The sequence below is a fragment of the Pseudochrobactrum sp. B5 genome, from assembly GCF_001939785.1.
Classification (GTDB): domain Bacteria; phylum Pseudomonadota; class Alphaproteobacteria; order Rhizobiales; family Rhizobiaceae; genus Pseudochrobactrum; species Pseudochrobactrum saccharolyticum.
This window is the reverse complement of the sequence record NZ_MOYL01000005.1, coordinates 238,056-258,699: the sequence shown is the minus strand read 5'-3', so window position 1 is coordinate 258,699 and position 20,644 is coordinate 238,056. Positions and strand designations below refer to the sequence as shown.

Below are 20,644 nucleotides of genomic sequence, written 5' to 3'. Positions count from 1 at the left end.
CTCATGCAGTTTGGAATTTTTACCGTCGGTGACGTAACAACTGATCCGACAACCGGCAAAACCCCGAGCGAACATCAGCGGCTGATGTCGATGATGAAATATGCGCTGAAGGCGGAAGAAGTCGGTCTCGACGTTTTTGCTACCGGCGAACATCATAATCCGCCATTTGTGCCGTCTTCACCGACGACCATGCTCGGCTGGATTGCGGCTAAAACCAGCAAGATTCAGCTGACGACCTCGACAACGCTGATTACCACCAATGATCCGGTGAAGATTGCGGAGGATTTTTCGATCCTGCAGCATCTGGCCGATGGTCGTGTTGATCTGATGATGGGGCGCGGCAATACAGGGCCGGTTTATCCGTGGTTCGGTAAGGATATCCGCGAGGGTATTCCGCTGGCGATTGAGAATTATCATCTGCTGCGCCGTTTGTGGCGTGAGAAAACAGTGGATTGGCAGGGTCAGTTCCGCACGCCTTTGCGCGGTTTTACGCTGGCTCCGGCACCGCTGGATGATACGCCGCCATTTGTATGGCACGGCTCAATCCGCAGTACGGAAATCGCTGAACAGGCTGCGTTCTACGGAGATGGTTTCTTTGCAAACCACATCTTCTGGAACAAGGAACATACCCAGCAGATGATTGATCTGTATCGCTCACGCTTTGAACATTACGGTCACGGCAGTGCGGATCAGGCGATTGTCGGTCTTGGCGGGCATATTTTCATGCGGAAAAACAGTCAGGATGCCATTCGTGATTTCCGGCCTTATTTCAATAATGCGCCGGTCTATGGTCACGGACCATCCATGGAAGATTTTATGGAAATGACCCCGCTGACTGTCGGCTCGCCGGAGCAGGTGATCGAGAAAACACTGAGTTTTGCTGATTATGCCGGTCATTATCAGCGTCAGTTGTTCCTTGTCGATCATGCCGGTCTGCCGGAAGAGATGGTGCTTGAACAGATTGAGCTTCTCGGCACGGAAGTGGTGCCGGTATTGCGCAAAGAGTTTGAAGCACGGCGTCCGGCGCATATTCCGAGCGATCCGCCAAGTCATGCAAGCCTGCGTGCACAGGGCGAGGGCGGCAAACACCGTAAGGTCATTCCGGTTGAAAGCGCAGAACAGCCAGCCTGAGGCAGGTTTGATTAAGGGGCAGGGATATCTCTGCTCCTTCCCTGCCAATGAACGGAGATAATTATGACACGTCGTATTCTTGTATTGAGTGCAGGTCTGTCACAGCCATCATCAACCCGTATGCTGGCAGATCAGATTGCACAGGCAACAGCCGCGCAAATCGGTGCGCGTGGTGAAGAGGCGCAGATCGAGGTCATCGAGCTGCGTGAACTGGCTATGGATTTGGCCACGACTATGGCGACCGGTGGCATTCCGACACCGCATCTCTCAGACGTTAAAGAGAAAATCTCTGCGGCTGACGGGCTGATCGCGGTCACGCCGGTTTTCACCGCCAGCTATAGCGGATTGTTCAAAATGCTGTTTGACAGTCTGGATACCAATGCACTGAACAATATGCCGGTGATTATTGCGGCAACAGCGGGAACCGCACGCCATTCGCTGGTGCTGGATCATGCTTTGCGGCCGTTATTTTCTTACCTGCGGGCGACAGTTGTGCCGACCGGTGTATTCGCTGCGACTGAAGATTTTGGCAGCGGTGAAGCCGGACATGATCTGTCTTCGCGCGTGCAACGTGCAGCCAGTGAATTTGCAGCGCTGGTTGTAGCGGAAAAGAGCGGTGTCGGTGGTTTTGTCCCGAATATTGGCGATCAGCGCAAGCGGGATTCCGGTGTGCAGCTCAGCCAGACGGTCACGCCATTTGCGCAATTGCTCAAAGGGCGCACCGGCACAGCCGGTTGATAAACAGACAGCGACACATATTTAGAAAATTCAAAGTGCGGGCATTGAGATGCCGCACTGAAAGGAGCCAGTATTATGGAACTTGGTGTTTATAGTTTCGGCGACGTACAGAAAAATGCACAGACCGGTGAGCTGGGCTCAACGGCAGATGCAACACGCAACCTTCTGGAAGCCATTCAGCTGGCCGATGAAGTGGGGCTGGATTATTTCGGTATTGGTGAACACCATACACGGGAAATGCCTGCTTCTGCGGCAACGGTTATTCTTGGTGCTGCGGCAGCCACAACCAAAAATATTAAGCTGGGCAGCGCGGTAACCGTGCTGAGCACCGATGATCCGGTACGCATTTATCAGCAATTTGCGACGCTGGATGCGGTGTCGAACGGACGTGCAGAAATCACAGCCGGTCGCGGTTCTTCGACGGAGTCTTTCCCGCTTTTAGGTCATAGCCTGAATGATTATGACGAGCTTTATGCGGAAAAACTTGATCTGCTGTTGAAGATCAATGAGAGCGAAAGCGTGACATGGCAGGGCAAATTCCGTCCGGCTTTGAATGAGGCGCTGGTTGTGCCGCGTCCTGAAAGCGGCTCGCTGCCGATCTGGCTGGCAACCGGTGGTAATCCGCATTCATCGGTGCGTGCCGGTATTCTCGGACTGCCGATTTCCTATGCAATTATCGGCGGGCAGGCTGCGCGTTTTGCACCTTTGGCCGAGTTGTACCGCCGTGCGGGCGCTCAGGCTGAGATTGCTCCGGAGCAGCTGAAAGTCTCGGTCGCAGTACCGGGTTTTGTTGGCGAGAATGCCAAACAAGCCAAGGATTTTTTCTGGACGCACTGGCATGCGGTGATGGAACAGCTGGGCAAAATCCGTGGTTTTGCACCACCGCCACGCTCGCATTATGACAGTGAAGCCAGCGGCGGTGGCGCGATTTTTGCCGGTGAGCCGGAAGAAATTGCAGAACGTATTATCACCTTGCAGAAACAGCTCGGGCATATGCGCCAGTTTTTCCAGATGGATGTGGGGCAGATGCCGCATAAAGACTTTCTGCGTTCGATTGAATTGCTGGGAACCAAAGTGAAGCCTCTGGTTGATGCGGAGCTTGGCGTGGATTGAGTATTTTCGGTTTAAACCGAATTGTTGGAAATACTCCGTCCGTTTGTTTCTGCGCGTATCTTATCCGAAAACCGGTTCCCACTTTTCGGGATACGCTTTCAAATAGCAGGAGATTGCTGATATGCAGATCACCGAAGTGAAAACAATTGGTATTCTGGGTGCCGGCCGTGTCGGCACCGCTATAGCCCGTCGCGCGATTGCGGCGGGTTATGCGGTGAAGATTGCGACATCCAAATCACCGGCAGAGATTGCGCTGTTGCTCGAAATCATGGTGCCGGGTGCCGTTGCTGCAACCGCGCAGGACGTGATTGCAGAAAGCGATATCGTCATCCTTGCGCTGCCTTTGTCCAAATATCGTCAACTGCAGCCGGAACTGCTGGCGGGCAAAATCGTTATTGATGCAATGAATTACTGGGCACCGACAGACGGAACTCTTGCTGAGTTTGAAACAGGAACTTCGAGTAGCGAAGTGATCCAGAAATTCCTGCCGCAGTCGCGGCTGGTACGCAGTTTCAACCATATGGGCTATCATGAGATTGATGAGGAAGCCCGACCAAGCGGTGACCCGCAACGCCGTGCGCTGGCCATTGCCGGTAATGATGCGGAGGCCCGCAGGCAGGTTGCCGGATTTATCGACCGGATTGGGTTTGATCCGGTGGATGCGGGGCTTCTGATAGAAAGCCGGATGTTTGATACGGGTACACCGGTTTTCGGTGCGCCGTTTACCCGTGCGGATATGCTGGAAGCACTTACTCTGAAACAGGCAAGCTGACAGACCACAAGTTCAAAAGGAGAGGGTTGAATGACTGATATTCGAATGAGCAAGGAAGACACAGACACACGCCACGGGCGCTATGTGGCGCGTGTTGACGGTGTTGAAGGCGAAACCGAGATTACTTTTACCCGCCGCGCGAACGGCGTTATCAGTGCGGATCATACCGGCGGGCCGGATTCCATGCGCGGTACCGGTGCGGCTGCCGCACTTGTGACCTATATGGTTGAAGATGCACGTAAAAATGGTTTTCGCATTCTGCCGCTTTGCCCTTATGTTCGGGCACAATATCGCCGCCATCCCGACTGGGCGGATGTTATGACGCTGGCACCGGGTGAAGAGCCGTCGCTTTAAAATAATACTGGATAGTTTTACTCAAGTATAATTGTTTTGACGTCCCAAATACCTGATTGTTCGTGATTTTTAGATTCGATTGTCAAAAATAGCCTTATATTCGTAGGAATATAAGGCTATTTTTTATGGAAAACCGCTTTAAAATCAACGTGTTAAATGTTCTCGTTTTCGTGATCTTGAAACTGTTCTAAAATGTGTTAGCCCTATTATATTAGCTGAATATTGGTCGGGTTTGCGCAGATTTCACTCATTCTCGTCGATGGTAATTTCGTTTGAAGAATGATGATTGAGTAAGGCATAAATACACCAAATCTATATCCGGACGGATAAATATGCAGGCATTGATTTAATCTGCCTGTGCTCTAATTCCGGATATTTAATACTACGTAATGTTGAGTAGTTTCAGTAAAATTCAGATCTGAATTCACCGCTTCTTCGTCGGAAGAGCCGGTTCGGACAAAGATTGTTTTGTAATATTGTAAGTAACGCTGGGAGTAATTCATATGACACCGACACGCAGGGACTTTCTCAAGTTTACAGCGTCCGGAATTGCGGTCACTATTCTTCCGATCCGTGCAGCCCGTGCTGCATTGTTTGAAAAACAGATTCTGGACTTACCGCTCCCGCAAGGCACAACCCAGCTCAAGCGTCGTGTTGACGGCGTGGCAAAGGTGACAGGTTCCAAGGTTTTTGCCCGTGATATCCGCGCCAAGGATATGACAGGCTGGCCGAAAGATCAGGCGCATGCTTTCGTGGTCTGGTCAACCCGAGCCGATGCACCGTTCCTTGATATTGATCTGTCTTTGCTGGGTGAAGATCTGCAGCCGGATTATCTGGTAACCGCCGAAGACACGGTTAAAGCCGGTCTGGATTTCTACGATCCTTATACTTACGGCCAGAAAATGCTGTCGCCGAAAGGCGAAGTACCGTTGTTTCTCGGTCACCCGCTGGCAATCCTGATTTATCGTGATTTTGCCCGTTTCTCTGTTGCCAAGCGCATTTATAAAACCAAGCGTGATGAGATCATCCGCTATGGTGAAACAACCGCGCCTGTTGAACAGGGCCCGCTGGCCAATTTCCGCTTTGTCCGTGTTGAGGGCGAAGGTGGCGCTAAGGCCGAGAAAGACCTGTTTAATCCGGTCGATGACGGCTATGTTTTTGCAACCTATGACAAGAATGATGTCAACTGGCCGAAAGCTGATGCATCTGGCGATGCAATGGGACGCGGCATGGCTTATGCCGAGGGTATTCGCGCAGAGCTGAACACGCCGCCTGAAGACTGGCATGTGATCGAGCGCGAATATTATTCGCCGTTCATTGATGCGGCAGCGCTTGAGCCGGACAATTGCAATTGCTGGTATGATGCAAAATCTGGCAAGCTTGAAATTGTTATGGCGAGCCAGAGCCCGCATGAGGTGATGACCGGCACCGCTGCCATGCTCAAGAAAAGCACCTTTGATGTGCGCGAGCTGAAAGGCCATCCGGCTTATACGGTTGGTTACGGTACCAAGGAACACAGCCCGTTCCCTTATTACGGTATTGTTGCTGCACTCTTTGCTGAAGGTCGTCCGGTGCGTTTGGCACTGGATCGTGAAGAGCATTTCCAGACAGCGATCAAGCGTCACCCGCTGCGCATGAAATATCGTCTCGGCATTAACCGCAAGACGCTGAAAATGCAGGCTCTTGCAGCTGATCTGGAACTGGATGGCGGCGGCCGTCAGAACTATACAACACCGGTCACACAGGTTGCTGCCGGTGCGGCGCAGGGAATTTATTACTTCCCTAAAAACGATATTGCCGCCATTGCCCATTCATCCCGTGCGCCGATGTCCGGTTCTGTACGTGGTTTCGGCTCGCTGGAAGCACAGTTCGGTACAGAAATGCTGGTCGAGGAACTGGCTGAAGAGCTGGGCGTGGACGTGATGGAATTGCGTCTGATCAATGCATTGCAGGACGGGGAACGCAGCTCTGCCGGTGCATTCCCGCTGAGCCTGTGCCGTATGCGTGAAATGATCGAAGCTGATCGTGCGCATCCGGTCTGGGCAAATCGCACTAAGCGCAAAGCAGAGTTCGAAGCAGAAAACCCTGCTCTGAAATACGGCGTTGGCTATGCGATTGCTAAAAAAGGCTTCGGTAACTCGAACGAAGCTGTGGCAGCCTCGATTGTTCTGACACCGGAAGGCAAAATTCGTCTGCATCATATTGCCGTGGAAATCGGCACCGGTGCGGTTAGCACGCAGGCACTGATGTGCTCGCGCTGGTTGGGTAAACCGGCCGATGAGATTGAAAGTGCTGCTCTTGACTGGGCACCGCTGGAAATGTTTGCCACGCTCAATCCGTTTGTGATGGATAAAGCCCATCAGGATGAGATGTCGCCGGATCCGCGCTGGACACCGGCAATGGCTTCGGCATCGAGCGCAACCAATAGTGCATTCTACTTCACTCATGGTACCCATGAAGCAGGTCGTCTCATTTATGAGCGCGGTATTCTGCCTGCGGCAGCGGCGTTGTGGAATGTCACGCTGGAAGAGGCAGCCGCTGCCTCGTGGAAAGATGAGAAGTTTACGCTTGCCGATGGCCGTGCGCTGACGTTGGCAGAACTTGCTGCCAAAGCCTATGAGCTGAAAGGCATTACCGGTGCGATGGTTCACGCCTTTGACCGCTGGGGCTGGGGTGAAGCCGATTATGATATTCTCGGTGAAACCAGTCGTCGTCCGATTGACGGTCTGGCAATTCAGACCGGTTCCGATCAGTGGCAGCGTATTGAGCGCCGCAATGTGCATTACATGGACCCGCAGGTGGATAATGCCAGCTGGTCACGTTTTGCACCGGCATCGGCACTGATTGAAGTCAGTGTTAACCGCGGTACCGGCGAAGTGAAAATTCTGTCGCATCATTCCTCCATGGATTGCGGTCGTGTGCTGGTTCCGGAATTCGTATCCGGTCAGTTGCAGGGTGGTATCGGAATGTCGGTCGGTCATGCGCTTTATGAAGGCATGCCGCTCTATGAAGACGGTCCCGGCAGCGGTGACTGGAACTTCAACCGCTATCGTCTGCCACGCGGCAAGGATGTAGCTGTCTGGAACCAGACGGCAAATATTCTGCCGGTTACAGAACAGGAAGATCATCCGAAAGGCATTGCAGAAGTGGTGCAGATTCCAACCATTCCTGCGGTCGCCAATGCGGTTGCGCATGCCGTTGGCAAATATCTGCGCGAACTCCCGCTGACGGAAGAAAAGATTAAAGAGGCATTGTCATGAGTATCCCGACACGCGAAATCAAGCTGAACATCAACGGTCAGCAGGTAGGACCGATGACGGTTCCTGAAGAATTGTCGATGGTGGATTTCCTGCATGAATATGCAGACCTGACCGGCAGCCGTTTTGGCTGCGGACAGGGACTTTGCCGTGCCTGTACCGTGATTGTGGACGAGCCGGATGGTACCAGCCGCGAAATGCGCACCTGCATTACCGGTGCCCATTATTTCAACGGCCGTTCTATTCGCACGGTTGAAGGCCACGCGACCAAGGGTGAAGACGGTCAGCTGAAGCTTTCTGCCATTCAGGAAGCTTTCCTCGATCATTTCTCCTTCCAGTGCTCCTATTGCGCACCGGGCTTTGTGAATGCTGCTACCGTTCTGGTGGAGCGTTTGCAGAAAGAGCCTGTGGCAAAAGAAGACGTGAAGCAGGTCATCGAAGATTCCCTCAATGATCATATCTGCCGCTGCACCGGCTATGTCCGTTATTACAGTGCGGTGCATGATGTTGTCATGAACACGCCGGGGCTTGTTAAATGAAACCAGTAATCAAATGGATTCTCGGGCTTGGTGTTGTCGGTGGTGTGGTTGCGGCCTCCGTACCGTTCTGGCCGGCAAAATCTGCCTATGATGATAAGGCGGCCGAACAGCGTCTGGCTGTAAGTGGTGAAGATAAAGCCAAGCTTATCAAGCGCGGTAAATATCTTGCCGCTGTTGCTGATTGTGCGGCCTGTCACCAGTCGCCGGACGGTGCGCCTTATGCCGGCGGTCATCCGATTGAAACGCCTTTCGGCGTGATTTACGGCACCAATATTACGCCGGATAAAGAAACCGGTATCGGCAATTATACATCGGCTGATTTCTATCATGCGGTGGTGGATGGTGTACGGGCAGACGGCAAACGGGTTTATCCGGCGATGCCTTATGTGTCCTATCACACAATCCGTCCGGAAGATTCCGATGCGATCTATGCCTATCTGATGGATCAGCAGCCGGTAAAACGCGCCAATCCGGAACTGGGCCTGTCTTTCCCGTTTAATCAGCGCTGGGCATTGTCTTACTGGAATCTGGTCAATCCGAAGCTGCAAATGCCTGCCAATGCCACACCGGAACAGGCCAATGGTGCTTATCTGACCGATGTTCTCGGTCATTGTCAGGAATGTCATACGCCGCGTAATGCGATCGGCGGTCTGAAGCTGGCATCAGCCTATGAAGGCAGTGTGCTGGGCAAAATTACAGGTCCGAGCCTGAAGCCTGAAGCGCTTGCTGCCCGTGGCTGGACGGCTGAGGATCTGCGTAAATTCCTCAAGACCGGTATGTCGCCACAGGGCACAATGACACTGGAAATGTATCCGGTATTGCTGCACTCATCCCAATATATGACGGATGAGGATATTGCCGCTATTCAGACCTATCTGACCGGCGACAAGCTTCCGGCAGCGCCTGAGCAGACACCGGTTGCGATTGATGCTGCACTGCGTCAGAGCGGTCGTGATGCCTATATGGCTGTCTGCGCCGGTTGTCATGGTGTGGATGGTGAAGGCAAGCCGCATATTGCACCGGCAATGACCACTAATACCAGTGCGATGCTGGCTGATCCGAGCAATCTGATCCATGTGATTGTGGATGGTATTGCCGAACAGCGCCTTGGCAATGGTGAAGTGATGCAGGCGATGCCGGGCTTCAAAGATGCGCTGACAAAGCAGCAAATTGCTGATCTCGTCAATTATATGCGCGCTGAATGGGGCGGCCAACCTGCCAATATCACCGTGCAGGACATAGAAAAAGCAAGCCACTAAATCAACTTGTTTAAACCGGCGGGTGCAAATCCGCCGGTCTGTTTTTGAGACATAATTTTTATAAGGCATCATTGCTATGGACGATGGTATCGTACCCGATAAAGTCGATGTGCATCGCTTATTTCATACAGATCAGACGATTGATGTGCTGCGTTTTGCGCATGAAACTGTGCAGCAGGGCAAACCTTGCGCGCTGGTTATGCTGACGGAAATTATCGGCGGGTCTTCCCGTGCTGCCGGTGCGATGATGGCCGTTACTGCGAATGGCGGTTATTGCGGCATGGTCTCCGGTGGCTGTGTTGAAGGTGTCGTTGCACGCGAGGCTGTGCAGGCGTTGGCAGAGCAGCAGGACAGAATATTGCGGCTCGGCAAAGGGTCTTCCTATTTTGATGTGGTGCTGCCCTGCGGCGGCGGGATTGTGCTGGCTATCCATGTGCTGCGGGATACGCAGGCACTGGATGCGGTGCTGGGCTATCATGCGCGCCGACAGAGTGCAGCATTGCTCTATCACCCTCAGCACCAGTCTTTGACCTGTTCCGAAATATCGCGCAACACCGGCTGGCATGAAGGCCAGTTCGCTGTTGCTCTGCCGCCTGCATTGCGCCTTGTGCTGCTGGGGCAGGGGCTGGAAAGTGAAGTGCTTTACCAGGCTGCGACAGCACTGAATGTCGAGGCTATGCGCGATACACTGCCTGCGGATACAGATGAAGCGACGGCCGTGGTATTTCTTCAGCATGATCTTGATAAGGAACTACCATTATTGAAGCAGGCATTGAACGGCACAGCTTTTTATATCGGCTGTCTCGGCAGCAGGCGCACCCATGAAGTGCGGCGCGCGCAATTGCTGAAAGACGGTTTTTCACAAGAGCAGATTGCGCGGTTGTCCGCGCCAATAGGCCTGTTTGGACCCGTGCGTGATGCACGCTCTTTAGCTATATCGGTTCTGGCAGAGATCATGGCGCGTAAGACAGAACAAGCCAAGGATGTGCGTCATGGTTGATGCGTTTTCGGTTGCTGTTCTGGTGCTGGGGGCAGGGGCAGGTTCGCGCTATACGGATGGCGATAAGCTGAATGCTATGCTCGGCACCAAGCCTGTGGCGCATCACATATTGCAGGTGCTTGACGGGTTTTCATGGGGTAAACGGATTGTAACCTGCCGTAGCTTTGCGCCGTGGACGAATGCCTATGCGGATGCAGGCTTTACGCTGGCGCTGACAGAAGATGTTGAGGCAGGCATGCTTGGCTCCCTGCATCGCGGTCTGGCGGAAATTCAGGCGCAGTCACGGGTGCTGATTTGTCTTGCGGATATGCCGCTGGTGCCGCACTCTCATATTGAGCATTTATTGCATTTGGCTGCGCACAGCACAGCGCCGGTGATTGCATCTTCATCCGGTGATTATAGCGGCCCTCCGGCTTTGTGCCTGACAGAGCATTTGAGAAATTTGCCGCTTGCAGGTGAGGGCGGAGCGCGCAGTCTTTTGCCTCAGGCAGAATTTGCAGAAATCGCTGCACCGGCCTTTGCCGATATTGATACGATGACGGATTTCGAGCAGATCCGGCAGATTTTACAGACGTCGCTCTGACAGCTCTTTTACCACTATAGAAAGCGCATTTTGGCGCTTTTTTATCATCCGTACAGGTCGAATTTCTGATCTTATTAGTCTGTACTGAATAATTGTCCTGTTTTTAGAACAGTGCTTATTAAAATCCGCTCTACTCAGCAGCGCGCCAGAGGCTTATTGTTTAGCCATACGAGCGGAACTGGTTTTCAGTTCATTCCCTAGCTCTCCACCACAGAAAACAGTGCATGTCGAAATGCAGGTTTGAACCGGATGATAACAAAGCAGAGTGGCTCATTCTGTTTTGTGCCACACGCCGGTTGAAGATCGCATTTGCTGTACTAATTATCGAATGCCTAAAACAGGAATAACAAAAATGAAGAAAATTATATTACCGCTTCTTGCTTCTTTGCTGACCGTTTCTGCTGCGCAGGCGGCTGACTATAAGCTGGATCCCGATCATACAAAGGCAGTATTTTATATTGATCACTTTAATACCTCCACCAATACCGGTGGCTTCTACGGTATTAAAGGAGACATCAGCTATTCACCGGAAACGCAGACCGGTTCTGTGAAAGTGTCTATTCCTGTCGATACTTTGAATACAGGCATCAAGGGTTTCGATGCGCATATGAAAAGCGCTGATCTTCTTGATGCAGCGAAGTATCCGACAATCGATTTTACATCTACCAAGTGGAATGTCGCTGATAACAAGCTGGTTTCGGTTGACGGTAATCTGACTATCAAAGGCCAGACACATCCTGTGCAGCTCAAGGCGACCAAGTTCAACTGCTACCAGAACCCGATGTTGAATGCTGAAGTTTGTGGCGGTGACTTCGAAGTTACAATCGACCGCACCAAATGGGGCGTGGATTTCCTTGTCAAAGAAGGCATGGAGAAAATGGTCACTCTGAAAATTCAGGCAGAAGCTGTCAAACAGTAAACAGTCAATCGGCGCAAAGCCGGGAGTTTGTACGATGAAAACATTTCTTAGCAAAAAATATGCAGTCTCGCTGAGCGCAATTGCGCTTGCTCTTTCCCTTGGCGTTGCTCATGCCGCTGACTATAAAGCCAGCACCGCGGAAGGCCCTGTCAAGATCACCAATCTGGGTGAACTTGAAGCTCAGGTTAAGGCCAATATGGATAAAGGCGCATTCGGCTATATTCGTGGCGGTGCAGAAAATGAGCAGAATCTGCGCTCCAACACCTCGGTGTTTGACAAGAAATATATTATGCCGCGCGTCATGCAGGGCATTGAATTGTCAGACATTGATCTGAAGACTAATTATCTTGGTATTGATCTGAAAACCCCTGTTATTCAGGCACCGATGGCGGCACAGGGGCTGGCACATCAGGATGGTGAAATCGCTACGGCCAAAGGCATGGCAAAAGCGGGTTCGATCTTCTCTCTGAGCACCTATGGCAATAAAACCATTGAAGAAGTGGCTGCGGTATCCGACGGTAATCCGTTCTTCTTCCAGCTCTATATGAGCAAGAATGAAGCGTTTAACGAATTTACTCTGAAACGTGCCAAAGACAGCGGTGCCAAGGCGATTATTCTGACCGTTGACTCACCGGTCGGCGGTTATCGTGAAGACGATATCAAGAATAACTTCCAGTTCCCGCTGGGCTTTGCCAATCTGGAACTGTTTGCCAAGCAGAATGATGATGGTTCCAAAACCGGTAAAGGTGCAGGCATCAGTGAAATCTATGCACAGGCCAAACAGGCATTCACACCAGCCGATATTAAATATGTAAAAGACATGACCGGTCTGCCGGTGATTGTGAAAGGTATTCAGTCGCCGGAAGATGCTGACGTGGTGATTAAAGCCGGTGCAGACAGTATCTGGGTTTCCAACCACGGTGGCCGTCAGCTCGACAGTGGTCCTGCTTCTTTTGATGTTCTGCCTTCGATTGCCAAGGTCGTGAATAAGCGCGTTCCGATTGTTTTCGACAGTGGTGTGCGTCGCGGTTCACATGTGTTTAAGGCACTGGCAAGCGGCGCGGATGTGGTCGCTGTTGGCCGTCCGATCCTTTATGGCCTTAATCTCGGCGGGTCGGAAGGTGTCAACTCCGTGATCCAGCAGCTGAATAAAGAGCTGACCATCAATATGATGCTGGGTGGTGTGAAAAACATTGAAGAAGTGAAGAAAACAAAGCTCTATAGCGATAAAGACTTCGAATAATTATTATCGATATGCAGTGCATGAGGCGGCCGGTTTTCCGGTCGCCTTTTTATGTCTGCAGGTCACAATTGAGAAATGACATGAGTAATTTGTTCGCCGTCTTCTTTGGTGAAACTGGCAACCGGATTTTCCAGAAGATCGAGAACAAGCTCTGACGGACGACAAAGCGCAGCGCCACGTGGTGACACGACAATCGGTCTGTTCATCAGGATGGGATGCTGCACAATGAAACCGAGCAACTGATCGTCAGACCATTTGGGATTTTCCAGATCCAGCTCCGCAAAAGGTGTTCCTTTTTCCCGCAATAAATCACGCACCGGGATTTTCATGGTTGCAAGAAGCTCTGACAGTTGTTCTTTGGAAGGTGGCGTTTGCAAATATTCAATGATGACAGACTCTTCACCGCTGGCGCGGATCATGGCGAGTGTATTGCGTGAAGTACCGCATGCAGGGTTATGATAAATTGTAACGGACATCAGAGATTGACCTGCCTTGGTTCGATCATTGCCTTACATATACCAGTTTTTTGGCCGGTTAATCATCTTGATGATGAAAGCATAAGGTGCCTAAATATCGGGATCAACGCACTAGATGATTGATGTGTTTTAGAATCGATCTTTGATTAGCTCTATCCATGAAAGAGTGGTAATTTCGTTGATTGCCTTAGATGGTTAAACCTTAGGTATGGGGACAAGATTATGAGCGGAAATGTAGACTATAGTGCCATAACTTGGTCTGTCGAGATTTATGAGAAAGACGGTGATAAGTTTATAAAAGAGTATGTGATTGATAAAATTTCTGTAAGCGATATCCGTAGGATTTTAAATAAAAATACATATGATTCAATATTTGATACATATTTTTTTGACGAAGAAATGGCGAATTTTTTTCAAAACTATATTGATGAAAAAATAGATCTTTCTAAGTATGATTACTTTTTTGGCGGGTATAGAAAGTAGTAGGTGTAGCTGCGTCGTCAAAATTGAAATAAAATATGTCTAAGTTGAATGGATTGTAAAAATGAGGCCTAAGAATAATTTAACCTTGTTTTTTAGGGGTGGGAGTTAAGGCGAGCTGATTGTTTGAATCAACGTTATGTATGTTAATAGATCCTCAATAAGTATGGTCGGCTATATTTTAGAGATTTATCGGTTTTCAAAGGGAGTTGGTGAGTATCTAGCCGATACTTGTGAACTATTCAGATGCATTAAATGTTTAAACTTGATAACTGGCGGAGAGAGCGGGATTCTGTTTTCTCATTTAAATCTATTAATATATTGATTTTTATAGATATATTGAAAATTCAAAAAATGAATTTTGTACCATTTTTTGTACCATAATTGTGATGAATTTTTGAAGTAGAAGGTTTGTCTTACGGTGTTGGCTGTGGATTGTTATGTCTATCAGTCAAAAAAACATATGCCTTTGCATATTTCGCAAGGCGCATTTCATCTTTTTCAGATAAGGAATTCAGGCGGGATCGATCCATATTGTGGGTTAGGTCTGCAAGCTTTACGATTTTCGCTAATGGGTCAGCTTTGACCGCTTCAAGGTAAGCAAAGTAGTCGACATCTGGCTTCGTTAAGAGCTGCACAACGCGTGAAATGGTCAAAGCTCTCTGTTCAGTAATTCCGCCTGCCATTAATTCGGATTCAAGTTGCTTTGGTGCTATATCGCAGTCTTCTATGATATCATGGAGATAAGCGATTGCTTTCGCTAGTTCGTTGTCGTTAATCTGTGATGCGACAGCGGTTAAGTGCCATGAAAAATAATCAACGCCTGCTTTATCAACCTGCCCTTGATGGTACTTTCGCGCAATCGCTTTCGCTGTTTCAAGTATCATTCTTATTCTCCTTGCTGATCTGCCTGTAAAAGTGAAAGCAAATTGGTGTATGGCCGTAAGGCCTTCGAGCTGATGGTCAGGTTTGTTCAGGGGGTAGTGATTGATTATCTGGCTATGAAAACCAGACGACATGACTATGCTCGCACCATTACATGGTCAGATATAGTGTTGCTGAAATGCTAGTGTAATGGAGAGGTGCGATATGCATTTTTTAGTGCATGTGGAATATACTGTATCTTGTATTATGGTGAAATGTACTTCTGTGAAGCTAGTTGCAAGAGACAGTTTAGCAATTGCCATTTTATATGATGCTACACGCTAGTTCTGCAGCTGTAAGGTGTGTCTTGACATTCACACTAGCAAGGGAACGGAAGGCTTTGCAATCGGGATGAGTGCATACTAATTCGTATCCGTATGTTGGGAGAATTTATTAAGTGAATATCTTCCGCGCCCAACCCTCATATAAAGTGCTACCTCTCCCATACTATGTTCAGTGCAATTGGCAGCGAGATAAGAATAATAACGGGGAAGTCCCCAGCCGGGGCATATACGACGCACATCATGTGCTGAAAATGGTTCTTTAAGTGTGTGGTCAATAGTAACGGCGTCGACGATAAGCTTATGAATTTTTTCTCTCATAACGGCCCTCGCTATATGTTGCTGATTGCAAGATTAGGTGATGATGCATTCAGAAGCAACATCGTTGAAACCAGTCGTGCGGGGTAGATAAGAATATGCTGAATTTGTGCCTTGGCATATAAGGGAATTATCACGATATTGAATCACAAGCGTAATGCCTTCGATATCCATGCTTTGCTGTTTGTCCAAGTCTCGATTAAATTGCTTACGTTATAAAGTTATTGATTGAATAGGGTTGCGCGATGTCGTGACGATAAGCAACGAGATCGCCGCCTTTACCAGCACTGTAATCGACGCAAATGACATTGGAAGATAATGGTTTTGGCTTGCCCGTTAACCAGTAGTGACCAATGAAAAGCATAGTATCTTCATTGTAGCGATAAGCATCAAGGTTTGGGATTATATCCCTTGGCAGGGTCTGGGTTATGGCTTTTGGCAAAAGCGCAAGGGATTCATAATCATTAGCGGTGTTGTCCCACCATTTTAGGCGTACAGATTGGCGTTCATAACCATCTGCGTCTTGAAACTTCACGCCGCTGGGAAGGGGGAGTTCCAGTCCTTTCAAGAGCAATTCAGTTGCTTCAAAGGCTACGCTGCCTTCTTTGGCGCTCTCAATAATGCCTGCCTCTGTCAAACAGTTGTCGCTGGTTAAGAACGGCCTCAGTTGTTTTTGTTTCTGCATATTCCAGCAGGCGTGAACGACGCGGATGTCGTCAATTTCAAGCCAGAGGGGGAGTGCCTTGAAGAACGAAATAAGTTCATTGTAGAGAACGGAATCATGTTGCACCCCATTCAGGAATGCAGCGTGTTGCTGGAAGTTCTTTTTCCCAGTGTTCCCTGAATGGGTGCGTAAATAGTCTTTGGGGTCGTATGGATTTGGCGTGGCATAGCAAATGGCGTTGTATTCGTGATTACCCATTACCGCTAAGGCAGAGCCGTTTTCAATCATAGCTTTGGCCGTCAGGACGGTATCAAGTTGCTGCGGTCCGCGATCAATGAAATCACCAAGGAAAATTACTTTCCTTTCGGAATGGGTGTACCCATAAGAATTAGCCTTAGTATACCCTAACTTAAATAAAAGACTGTGTAATTTTGTACTATTTCCATGAATATCACCAATAATATCGTATCCTATTGTTGTCATAGTGATTCCAAAAAATAAAATGTGAATTAATAAAGAAAGCAATCTTTTATCGCTTTTAGGTGTTCGATGAAGAATTATTCATACATATTGTCGTTCGTTTTGTTCACTTTTACTTATTCAGAGGGTGCCGTAGCGCAGAGTCAATTGCCCATTAGTGAAGGGAGTTTTGTTTCATCGAAGGCAGACTGCACCCTTCTTAAGAAAGGAGAGCTGGATTTTGTCGAATTGTCTATTGAACAAAATGGGCGTCAATTTTCCTTTCCGGAAGTTAGTTGTCTGGTTGCTGAGGTGAAGAAGGTTCGAAATGGGCGTTTTTATGTGAAAGCTGATTGCAGAGAATTTGAAGATATAGGTGAGCAGCAATTTTTTCTTGATGTATTGTCGAGCAAGAACATTCGAATTGATGGACGTGACTTAGTTGCATGTGAGTGGGATGGTTCTGCAAAAGGACTTGAAGCTCTACCAGCCGCTAAACCGGAGTTAGATCATGCTGGAAAGATTTCGTACTTTGTGAAGGGTGTGAAAAAACTGATTATGCAATGGGAAGCTGAGGAAACTATTTGTCGTGGGAGTAATCCGGATGATCCAAAAACTATGAAGGCTTGTGTACGGCGGAGTGCCGTGGTTCAGGCATTGGAAAAATCAGGGTGGTGCTACGGTACGGAAGATCAGGCGCGTGTTGATATGCGATGGCATAAATGCCTGCGAGATTCGATACGTTCATACGACTAAGTCCGTTGGATTGTCAAAGTGATGATCAACTATGTTGATCATATATATTTTATTTAGAATGTACGTAGGTAACAAGCGGAGGAAGTTATGGGAATTAAAGAGAGTATACTACGAATCTTATCCGAAAGGGATTTGTTGGAAAGTGATGCTGCTAAAGGTGTTGCTGCGCAGGCGGTTGCACGCGGGGTTGATACGCTGACGGATAAGCAAAAATACGTACTAAAAGGCTACTTTAATCCGGTTTGTGAGGGGGACAGAATACATGACTGTGAAAAGCGCCTGACTGATAAAGAACATTTGTCTGCGCTGGAGCACTACAGCGATAATATTTCTTGTTTTGATTGTATGGCTCAGATTGAACATCAGGATCATACGTGGGCTAAAATGGAAAAAGAATAACGATCAGAAACATGATCCTTTGTGATCTGTTGATTGTTTCTTGTGGTTCAATTTGTCTATGCCTTAAGCGAACCGTACTGATCTTGGTTCCATAAATATCATTTGATTACTTATAACGAACCACCTATAATGGAACCATGTAAATGGAACTTTATGGTGGTTCGTATGTTTGTGAGAGCTTACCTTCGTGCATCGACGAAAGAACAAGATGCTAGCAGGGCGAAAGATGATTTGTTTCGGTTCGCTAGCGATAAAGGCCTGAAGATTGCAGCCACGTATATTGAAAATGAAAGTGGCGCATCGCTAAACCGTCCGGAACTTTTTCGTCTGTTATCTGACTGTCAGGCAGGTGATATTTTGCTGATAGAGCAGGTGGACCGCTTAAGTCGTTTGAATGCTATGGACTGGGAACGTTTGAAGTCTGAAATTCGCGACAGACAGGTTAAAGTGGTTGCTCTTGATTTGCCGACATCATGGGGAATGGCCGTTTCAAGTACAGATGAATTCACTGCCCGTATGTCAGAAGCCATTAATAATATGATGCTGGACATGATCGCGGCCATTGCCCGTAAAGACTATGAAGATCGTCGTAGACGGCAGAAGCAGGGAATAGCCAAGGCTAAAGAGCAAGGGCTGTATAAAGGGCGTCCGGAGAATAAATCCCGTAATCAGGCTATATTGAAAATGCTTGAAAGCGGCCAAAGCTGGAATAGCATCATACAGGCAACCGGATGTTCCAGATCAACCCTTTCGCGGCTGAAGAATAATACGCAAGTCTTGTTGTAAATGTTTATTATGGATTATCAATGTGTATGACCCCCCCTCCAGTAATATGCAGGGGGAGGGGGAGATTATTTCTTTGCAAAGGGCTGAGTTGCCGAACCAGAGCCTAAAGTCTTACCGGATGCATCAACAGCTTTTACTGTAATTTTATAGAAGTGCGTTCCTGATGGCGGGCATGGACCTTTGTATTTAAAGGCGCCATAAGGAAGTTGTGACTGTCCTTTGAAGGCTACGCTGCCGCCGCCATGATCAAAACTCGATGCATTTTGATCTATCATTTTGATCAAGAGTTTTGCCGTGCCTTGTGGAACATTGGAGAGTTTGATTGGCGGTGACTTTGAATCAAAGCACTTTTTTGTTGGACCCCATTCAAAGGTAACACCTATATCTGCCGCTAAAGCATTGCTTGAAACAATGAATGTTGCGGCACTTATCAATAGCAATTTATGCATGATGTTCTCTTGTGATTATGCGAAAGGTTTACATGCCAAAACATGTTATGAAAATGGGCAGTTAAACTGCCCATTTTAGTTATTAGAATTTCACACGAATACCGGCAGTAACACCTGCGACACCAATGTTCTTGGCTTTCAGCATTTCCCCGTCATTCATATATTGAACGTTAAGTGCCTTGTTTGTTTCAGCTTTGCCGAGCCAGTGGTAAGTACCTGTAACAGTGAAGTCTACGTTTTCTGTAACTTTATAACCAACGCCAAGACCGAGGCCGCCAGCAAAGTTTGTCTGGCTTTTAGATGGGAATGAAGCGAAATCGTCAGGATAAAGGTTTTCGCCCTGCTTGGCAGAGGCTTTCAAGAAAGACGCGCCGATTTCACCGAATGCATCTACGTAAAAACGGTCTGTGAGGTCATGGATATAACCTGCGCCTACGAATACTCCATGTGCGCGAACGCGAAGGTCTTGATCGTAGTCATCGCCACTGAAGGTCGCATTTCCGCTATAGTCGTGTTGACCGAAATAACGATACGAACCTTTAACGTAGTAGTTAGGTGCCAGCATATAGCCTACGCTAAATACTGCTCCGACGGAGCTGTCTTTTTTATCAACATCGTTCAGGTGGATACGGTCGCCTGATACTACATTGTCAGTAAAAGCTGTGCCAATTGGGTTGATGAAGTGGAGTGCATTTGCATTTGACCATGCACCACCGACGCCTGCATCAATAAACCAACGAGGTGAATCTGTCGTAATGGCTGCCGGTTCATTGATTGGTGCTACAATAGCGTCAGCTGCAACTGCAAATGTGGTTGAAACTGAAAGTGCACTTGCTGCGAGTAGTAGGATTTTCATAATTGCCCCTGCTTGAGTTGTTTAGTTCGAAAGTTGTCTGGTTAGGTATTATTTGGACTCGGCAACATGAACATTGATCATGTTCTGATTGGCCATCATTCCCATGCCCATAGCGGCGCCCGCTGGTTTAAAACCTTTTGATACAAGCCAATTGTAATGCCAGTTGTTGTAAACAAACATAAACACAATACTTGCAAGGCCTAAGGTGCAGAGAACGGCAAGTAGGATGACTAAGAAACCAACAAAGTGACCGCGAAACAATGCGGGGAATGGACCAAAGAATAAGCAGGTCCAAGAAATTCCTTTGAAACCAACTGCTGTTCTATGGGTAACTGGTTCTATCATTTGAATTGGGTATGCCATCGAAGCGACCTTTGTTTTCCGACCTTAGTCGTGTTGCGTATGTTTCTGATGGGTTGCAGCTGATTGGCTGATTGACCCGATACGTTTGATCGCTTCGCTCTGCACTTCATTTGCCCCCGACATTGTTATGTGAATCCATTGGATTCACTAACGTGTGCTGAAAATTAATATGTGCCCAGCAGTCCGTCGATTGTCAAGCCGTCTATACTGTTAATCGTTCTATGAACGCAAGACAGATTATCGGTTGGAATTTACGGAAACTTCGCGTGGCTAAAGGCTTCTCTCAGGAGCGGTTAGCTTTGGAGTCAAATGTTGACAGGTCATATGTAGGGAGGGTCGAACGGGGTACAGAGAACGTCACGATTTCGACACTGGAAGCATTGGCTGATGCACTGCAAGTGACAGTCAGTGAGCTTTTTGAAGTTCCTGATAAAGACGCACTGCCACCGCAGCCAATGAAGGCGGGGCGAAAATATAAATAATTGGAAATGTGCTATGCTATGTGGCCTAGCTTACAGACTAAGT

The 20,644-nt window shown here is 48.5% G+C and carries 23 protein-coding genes; 17 read left to right on the top strand and 6 right to left on the bottom strand.

Annotation, left to right across the window (positions count from 1 at the left end; translation table 11 throughout):
• Nucleotides 1-3: 3 nt before the first annotated feature.
• The 12 genes from BKD14_RS15430 (at nucleotide 4) to BKD14_RS15375 (ending at nucleotide 12,908) form a co-directional block, all read left to right on the top strand.
• Nucleotides 4-1,131, top strand: coding sequence for an LLM class flavin-dependent oxidoreductase (locus BKD14_RS15430; protein ID WP_075657102.1), 1,128 nt, complete (start codon nucleotides 4-6; stop codon nucleotides 1,129-1,131).
• Nucleotides 1,132-1,194: 63 nt separating this feature from the next.
• Nucleotides 1,195-1,869 carry an FMN reductase gene (locus BKD14_RS15425; protein WP_075657101.1) on the top strand — a complete coding sequence of 225 codons (675 nt, stop codon included), beginning with the start codon at nucleotides 1,195-1,197 and terminating at the stop codon, nucleotides 1,867-1,869.
• 75 nt (nucleotides 1,870-1,944) lie between these two features.
• Complete coding sequence (locus BKD14_RS15420; protein ID WP_075657100.1) at nucleotides 1,945-2,982, top strand: LLM class flavin-dependent oxidoreductase; 1,038 nt, start codon at nucleotides 1,945-1,947, stop codon at nucleotides 2,980-2,982.
• A gap of 121 nt (nucleotides 2,983-3,103) precedes the next feature.
• On the top strand, nucleotides 3,104-3,754 hold the full coding sequence (locus tag BKD14_RS15415; protein WP_022710577.1) for an NADPH-dependent F420 reductase: 651 nt from the start codon (nucleotides 3,104-3,106) through the stop codon (nucleotides 3,752-3,754).
• A gap of 30 nt (nucleotides 3,755-3,784) precedes the next feature.
• Nucleotides 3,785-4,108, top strand: a complete 324-nt coding sequence (locus BKD14_RS15410) for a GNAT family N-acetyltransferase (protein WP_022710576.1) — start codon at nucleotides 3,785-3,787, stop codon at nucleotides 4,106-4,108.
• Nucleotides 4,109-4,611: 503 nt separating this feature from the next.
• Nucleotides 4,612-7,368 (top strand): molybdopterin cofactor-binding domain-containing protein, encoded by a 2,757-nt coding sequence (locus BKD14_RS15405; RefSeq protein ID WP_075657099.1) that lies wholly within the window; start codon nucleotides 4,612-4,614, stop codon nucleotides 7,366-7,368.
• Nucleotides 7,365-7,904: a (2Fe-2S)-binding protein gene (locus BKD14_RS15400; protein WP_022710574.1), complete on the top strand. Its 540-nt coding sequence runs from the start codon at nucleotides 7,365-7,367 to the stop codon at nucleotides 7,902-7,904. The genes BKD14_RS15405 and BKD14_RS15400 overlap by 4 nt, the downstream gene beginning before the upstream one ends.
• Nucleotides 7,901-9,163 carry a cytochrome c gene (locus tag BKD14_RS15395; protein ID WP_083647202.1) on the top strand — a complete coding sequence of 421 codons (1,263 nt, stop codon included), beginning with the start codon at nucleotides 7,901-7,903 and terminating at the stop codon, nucleotides 9,161-9,163. The genes BKD14_RS15400 and BKD14_RS15395 overlap by 4 nt, the downstream gene beginning before the upstream one ends.
• 76 nt (nucleotides 9,164-9,239) lie before the next feature.
• Entirely contained in the window at nucleotides 9,240-10,163 is a 924-nt protein-coding gene (locus BKD14_RS15390; RefSeq protein WP_075657098.1) for an XdhC family protein, read from the top strand.
• Nucleotides 10,156-10,746: an NTP transferase domain-containing protein gene (locus BKD14_RS15385; RefSeq protein WP_075657097.1), complete on the top strand. Its 591-nt coding sequence runs from the start codon at nucleotides 10,156-10,158 to the stop codon at nucleotides 10,744-10,746. The genes BKD14_RS15390 and BKD14_RS15385 overlap by 8 nt, the downstream gene beginning before the upstream one ends.
• A gap of 352 nt (nucleotides 10,747-11,098) precedes the next feature.
• Nucleotides 11,099-11,665, top strand: coding sequence for a YceI family protein (locus tag BKD14_RS15380; RefSeq protein WP_022710570.1), 567 nt, complete (start codon nucleotides 11,099-11,101; stop codon nucleotides 11,663-11,665).
• Between the two features lie 34 nt (nucleotides 11,666-11,699).
• Nucleotides 11,700-12,908, top strand: coding sequence for a lactate oxidase (locus BKD14_RS15375; RefSeq protein WP_028233538.1), 1,209 nt, complete (start codon nucleotides 11,700-11,702; stop codon nucleotides 12,906-12,908).
• Between the two features lie 62 nt (nucleotides 12,909-12,970).
• Here the strand turns inward: BKD14_RS15375 and arsC are convergent, their stop codons facing one another.
• On the bottom strand, nucleotides 12,971-13,384 hold the full coding sequence (gene arsC, locus BKD14_RS15370) for an arsenate reductase (glutaredoxin) (protein ID WP_075657096.1): 414 nt from the start codon (nucleotides 13,382-13,384) through the stop codon (nucleotides 12,971-12,973).
• A gap of 222 nt (nucleotides 13,385-13,606) precedes the next feature.
• Here arsC and BKD14_RS15365 point away from each other — a divergent pair, with 222 nt between their 5' ends.
• Nucleotides 13,607-13,867 (top strand): hypothetical protein, encoded by a 261-nt coding sequence (locus tag BKD14_RS15365; protein WP_075657095.1) that lies wholly within the window; start codon nucleotides 13,607-13,609, stop codon nucleotides 13,865-13,867.
• Nucleotides 13,868-14,280: 413 nt separating this feature from the next.
• Here BKD14_RS15365 and BKD14_RS15360 read toward each other — a convergent pair whose 3' ends face one another.
• Together BKD14_RS15360 and BKD14_RS15350 are read right to left on the bottom strand one after the other, a co-directional pair.
• Nucleotides 14,281-14,751 carry an HD domain-containing protein gene (locus BKD14_RS15360; protein ID WP_075657094.1) on the bottom strand — a complete coding sequence of 157 codons (471 nt, stop codon included), beginning with the start codon at nucleotides 14,749-14,751 and terminating at the stop codon, nucleotides 14,281-14,283.
• An 844-nt stretch (nucleotides 14,752-15,595) separates the two neighbouring features.
• A complete protein-coding gene (locus BKD14_RS15350) occupies nucleotides 15,596-16,534 on the bottom strand; it encodes a metallophosphoesterase (protein ID WP_083647214.1) in 939 nt (312 codons plus the stop codon).
• A gap of 66 nt (nucleotides 16,535-16,600) precedes the next feature.
• On the opposite strand from BKD14_RS15350, the gene BKD14_RS15345 reads away from it, so the two are divergent.
• The 3 genes from BKD14_RS15345 to BKD14_RS15335 all read left to right on the top strand — a co-directional run bounded on the left by BKD14_RS15345 (nucleotide 16,601) and on the right by BKD14_RS15335 (nucleotide 18,451).
• Nucleotides 16,601-17,266 (top strand): hypothetical protein, encoded by a 666-nt coding sequence (locus BKD14_RS15345; protein WP_075657092.1) that lies wholly within the window; start codon nucleotides 16,601-16,603, stop codon nucleotides 17,264-17,266.
• An 87-nt stretch (nucleotides 17,267-17,353) separates the two neighbouring features.
• A complete protein-coding gene (locus tag BKD14_RS15340) occupies nucleotides 17,354-17,665 on the top strand; it encodes a hypothetical protein (protein WP_075657091.1) in 312 nt (103 codons plus the stop codon).
• A 165-nt stretch (nucleotides 17,666-17,830) separates the two neighbouring features.
• A complete protein-coding gene (locus tag BKD14_RS15335) occupies nucleotides 17,831-18,451 on the top strand; it encodes a recombinase family protein (protein WP_075657171.1) in 621 nt (206 codons plus the stop codon).
• A 65-nt stretch (nucleotides 18,452-18,516) separates the two neighbouring features.
• Here BKD14_RS15335 and BKD14_RS15330 read toward each other — a convergent pair whose 3' ends face one another.
• The 3 genes from BKD14_RS15330 to BKD14_RS15320 form a co-directional block, all read right to left on the bottom strand.
• Entirely contained in the window at nucleotides 18,517-18,900 is a 384-nt protein-coding gene (locus BKD14_RS15330; RefSeq protein ID WP_075657090.1) for a phospholipid-binding protein, read from the bottom strand.
• An 82-nt stretch (nucleotides 18,901-18,982) separates the two neighbouring features.
• Nucleotides 18,983-19,756, bottom strand: a complete 774-nt coding sequence (locus BKD14_RS15325) for an outer membrane beta-barrel protein (RefSeq protein WP_075657089.1) — start codon at nucleotides 19,754-19,756, stop codon at nucleotides 18,983-18,985.
• 48 nt (nucleotides 19,757-19,804) lie between these two features.
• Entirely contained in the window at nucleotides 19,805-20,119 is a 315-nt protein-coding gene (locus BKD14_RS15320) for a hypothetical protein (RefSeq protein ID WP_210215520.1), read from the bottom strand.
• A gap of 221 nt (nucleotides 20,120-20,340) precedes the next feature.
• Here BKD14_RS15320 and BKD14_RS15315 point away from each other — a divergent pair, with 221 nt between their 5' ends.
• Nucleotides 20,341-20,601 carry a helix-turn-helix transcriptional regulator gene (locus BKD14_RS15315; protein ID WP_022709229.1) on the top strand — a complete coding sequence of 87 codons (261 nt, stop codon included), beginning with the start codon at nucleotides 20,341-20,343 and terminating at the stop codon, nucleotides 20,599-20,601.
• Nucleotides 20,602-20,644 lie beyond the last annotated feature (43 nt).

Coding starts and splice junctions, on each gene's coding strand:
- BKD14_RS15315 (WP_022709229.1), top strand. CDS start 20,341: ATGAACGCAAGACAGATTATCGGTTGGAATTTACGGAAACTTCGCGTG.
- BKD14_RS15340 (WP_075657091.1), top strand. CDS start 17,354: ATGGGAATTAAAGAGAGTATACTACGAATCTTATCCGAAAGGGATTTG.
- BKD14_RS15390 (WP_075657098.1), top strand. CDS start 9,240: ATGGACGATGGTATCGTACCCGATAAAGTCGATGTGCATCGCTTATTT.
- BKD14_RS15360 (WP_075657094.1), bottom strand. CDS start 14,751: ATGATACTTGAAACAGCGAAAGCGATTGCGCGAAAGTACCATCAAGGG.
- BKD14_RS15335 (WP_075657171.1), top strand. CDS start 17,831: ATGTTTGTGAGAGCTTACCTTCGTGCATCGACGAAAGAACAAGATGCT.
- BKD14_RS15365 (WP_075657095.1), top strand. CDS start 13,607: ATGAGCGGAAATGTAGACTATAGTGCCATAACTTGGTCTGTCGAGATT.
- BKD14_RS15410 (WP_022710576.1), top strand. CDS start 3,785: ATGACTGATATTCGAATGAGCAAGGAAGACACAGACACACGCCACGGG.
- BKD14_RS15385 (WP_075657097.1), top strand. CDS start 10,156: ATGGTTGATGCGTTTTCGGTTGCTGTTCTGGTGCTGGGGGCAGGGGCA.
- BKD14_RS15375 (WP_028233538.1), top strand. CDS start 11,700: ATGAAAACATTTCTTAGCAAAAAATATGCAGTCTCGCTGAGCGCAATT.
- BKD14_RS15425 (WP_075657101.1), top strand. CDS start 1,195: ATGACACGTCGTATTCTTGTATTGAGTGCAGGTCTGTCACAGCCATCA.
- BKD14_RS15420 (WP_075657100.1), top strand. CDS start 1,945: ATGGAACTTGGTGTTTATAGTTTCGGCGACGTACAGAAAAATGCACAG.
- BKD14_RS15380 (WP_022710570.1), top strand. CDS start 11,099: ATGAAGAAAATTATATTACCGCTTCTTGCTTCTTTGCTGACCGTTTCT.
- BKD14_RS15395 (WP_083647202.1), top strand. CDS start 7,901: ATGAAACCAGTAATCAAATGGATTCTCGGGCTTGGTGTTGTCGGTGGT.
- BKD14_RS15405 (WP_075657099.1), top strand. CDS start 4,612: ATGACACCGACACGCAGGGACTTTCTCAAGTTTACAGCGTCCGGAATT.
- BKD14_RS15350 (WP_083647214.1), bottom strand. CDS start 16,534: ATGACAACAATAGGATACGATATTATTGGTGATATTCATGGAAATAGT.
- BKD14_RS15320 (WP_210215520.1), bottom strand. CDS start 20,119: ATGGCATACCCAATTCAAATGATAGAACCAGTTACCCATAGAACAGCA.
- BKD14_RS15430 (WP_075657102.1), top strand. CDS start 4: ATGCAGTTTGGAATTTTTACCGTCGGTGACGTAACAACTGATCCGACA.
- BKD14_RS15325 (WP_075657089.1), bottom strand. CDS start 19,756: ATGAAAATCCTACTACTCGCAGCAAGTGCACTTTCAGTTTCAACCACA.
- BKD14_RS15415 (WP_022710577.1), top strand. CDS start 3,104: ATGCAGATCACCGAAGTGAAAACAATTGGTATTCTGGGTGCCGGCCGT.
- BKD14_RS15400 (WP_022710574.1), top strand. CDS start 7,365: ATGAGTATCCCGACACGCGAAATCAAGCTGAACATCAACGGTCAGCAG.
- arsC (WP_075657096.1), bottom strand. CDS start 13,384: ATGTCCGTTACAATTTATCATAACCCTGCATGCGGTACTTCACGCAAT.
- BKD14_RS15330 (WP_075657090.1), bottom strand. CDS start 18,900: ATGCATAAATTGCTATTGATAAGTGCCGCAACATTCATTGTTTCAAGC.
- BKD14_RS15345 (WP_075657092.1), top strand. CDS start 16,601: ATGAAGAATTATTCATACATATTGTCGTTCGTTTTGTTCACTTTTACT.